The sequence below is a fragment of the uncultured Rothia sp. genome (assembly GCF_937976295.1).
GTDB lineage: Bacteria > Actinomycetota > Actinomycetes > Actinomycetales > Micrococcaceae > Rothia.
Genome location: NZ_CALJRY010000204.1, coordinates 1 through 2,291, shown reverse-complemented (window position 1 = coordinate 2,291; position 2,291 = coordinate 1). Strand labels below are relative to the sequence as shown.

At 62.5% G+C, this 2,291-nt stretch carries 2 protein-coding genes; both read left to right on the top strand.

Translation table 11 applies throughout. The features are described 5' to 3' along the window. The first annotated feature begins 7 nt into the window (after positions 1 to 7). Entirely contained in the window at positions 8 to 1,357 is a 1,350-nt protein-coding gene (gene hemL / locus Q0216_RS05625; RefSeq protein WP_298593623.1) for a glutamate-1-semialdehyde 2,1-aminomutase, read from the top strand. Positions 1,358 to 1,389: 32 nt separating this feature from the next. Further along, positions 1,390 to 2,291: sugar dehydrogenase (locus Q0216_RS05620; RefSeq protein ID WP_298593622.1), on the top strand; the 902-nt coding region annotated here is incomplete at its 3' end.

Sequence of the window (2,291 nt, the reverse complement as noted above, 5' to 3'; positions counted from 1 at the left end):
CGATACGATGACTCCTTCCTCTACCCACCCGCTGCACCACGAAGCCAGCGAGAAGCTGTTTGAGCGTTCTCGCGCGGTGATTCCCGGCGGTGTGAATTCCCCGGTGCGTGCTTTCAATTCTGTGGGCGGCACCCCTGCGTTTGCGGCGAAGGCTAAGGGCGCGTACCTGTACGATGCGGACGGCAACGAGTACGTTGACCTGGTCTGCTCGTGGGGCCCGTCGATTCTGGGCCACGCGCATCCGCAGGTGGTTGAGGCGGTTCAGCAGGCGGCTGAGCGCGGTCTGTCCTTTGGTGCGGCGAGCGCGCCGGAGGCTGAGCTGGCTGAGCTGGTGGTCAACCGTATTAACGCGGCGATTCCCGGTGCGATTGATCAGGTGCGTATGGTGTCTACCGGTACTGAGGCGACCATGACGGCGATTCGTCTGGCGCGTGGTGTAACCGGTCGCGACAAGATCATTAAGTTCGCGGGCTGCTACCACGGTCACGTGGATGCGCTGCTTTCAGAGGCTGGTTCGGGTGTGGCGACTCTGGCTCTGCCGGGTTCTGCTGGCGTGACCGCCGCAACCGCCGCGGAGACCATCGTTCTGCCCTATAACGACCTGGACGCTGTGCGTGAGGCGTTCGCGAACCATGAGGGTCAGATTGCCGCAATTATTACTGAGGCGGCGCCCTGCAACATGGGTGTGGTGACCCCCGAGCCCGGCTTCAACCGTGGCCTGCACGAGATTGCTCACGCGAACGGTGCGCTCGTCATTTTTGATGAGGTGCTGACCGGTTTCCGTGTGTCTTCGGCTGGTTACTGGGGTTACGCTGCTCCCGAGGATGGCGGCTGGGTTCCCGATATTTTCACGTTCGGCAAGGTCATTGGTGGCGGTATGCCCATCGCGGCGCTGGCCGGTAAGCGTGAGGTCATGGAGCACCTGGCGCCGGTCGGCCCCGTCTACCAGGCGGGTACCCTCTCCGGTAACCCGCTGTCGGTGGCGGCGGGCATTACGACCCTGACCCTGGCTGATGCCGCCGTCTACGCGCACCTGGATTCGCGTAGCGCCCAGCTGCAGCAGGCTCTGACCGAGGCGTTCAACGCCGCCGGTGTGGACCACTCCATCCAGAGCGCCGGTAACCTCTTCTCGGTGGCGTTTGGTACCTCCGAGGCGGGCGTGCACAACTACGCAGACATCAAGGCGTCGGCAACCAGCCGCTACAACGCGTTCTTCCACTCCATGCTCGAATCCGGCGTGTACCTGCCGCCGAGCGCATTCGAGGCGTGGTTCGTTTCTGCCGCCCACGACGATGAGGCGATGGACCGCATCATCTCGGCTCTTCCGGCCGCCGCCGCTGCTGCCGCATCCGCGTAAGGGTTTGAGAGACGTAAGGAGGTGAGCCGCTCATGGATTTGAGCGCTCTGGGACTGCCCATGGAGCAGCTACGCGACGTGTGGCTGATCGCCTTCATGGTGTACCTGGGCTTGTGCCTGCTGGTGGATATCGCCTACCCGGTGCCCATCAAGAAGGAGAAGGCAGCCGACCTGTACCTTGAGGTGTCCGGCTCTCCCGTTGATGAGGCGCGCCGCGCCACCGCGGAACGCACCGCGATGGGTGCGCCGCTGAGCTCTTCCCGCAAGGGTAGCGCCACGAAGAAGGCGAAGAAGAAGCTGGATTCTATTGAGGGCGCCGGCGTGTTTAGCGGCTGGTTCCACGTGGTCATGTACCTGTGGGGCTGGATTGTGGCGGTCTCCACCTTCAGCCTGTACTGGGATATCGTGTACGACGGCGTTGTACTGCCGGCGTTGCTTCTGCCGTTCCTCATGGTGTATCTGGGTGCGCGTATTGGCCGCCGTCAGTGGCGTGCAGTTCGCGGATACAGCAAGGACGACCGTGTGCTGGGCATGCCGCGCATCTACTCGGCAACGCTGGGTAAGTTGAGCGCACCGTTCCGTGTGCGCGGCACGGTGCCGGGCGTGGAGCCGATTCGTGACGACCGCACCGCCTACTGGATCCTCGGCGGTATTGCGTTCCTGCTCGCTTTGGTTTTCTTGACGTCGCTTGCGGGTTGGAGCATCGACGAGGATTGGGAAGCGATTTATATTGGTAACGCGTCTTGGTTCTTGGCGGCGGCGTATATTCCGCTGATTATCATGCTGCTGATGTACAACCGCGATTATGTGCTGTACAACCCGGATTCGTTCCAGGCTGGGCGTCTGTTCCTTCCGGCGAAGTCCCGCCCCTACTCTGAGGTTCGCGCGTTCCGTGTGTACCCGAAGAACCCGGACGCTATCAAGCTGAACCCGAA

Excerpts from the sequence above, each read along its gene's own strand:
- hemL (WP_298593623.1), top strand. The coding sequence starts at position 8 with ATGACTCCTTCCTCTACCCACCCGCTGCACCACGAAGCCAGCGAGAAG.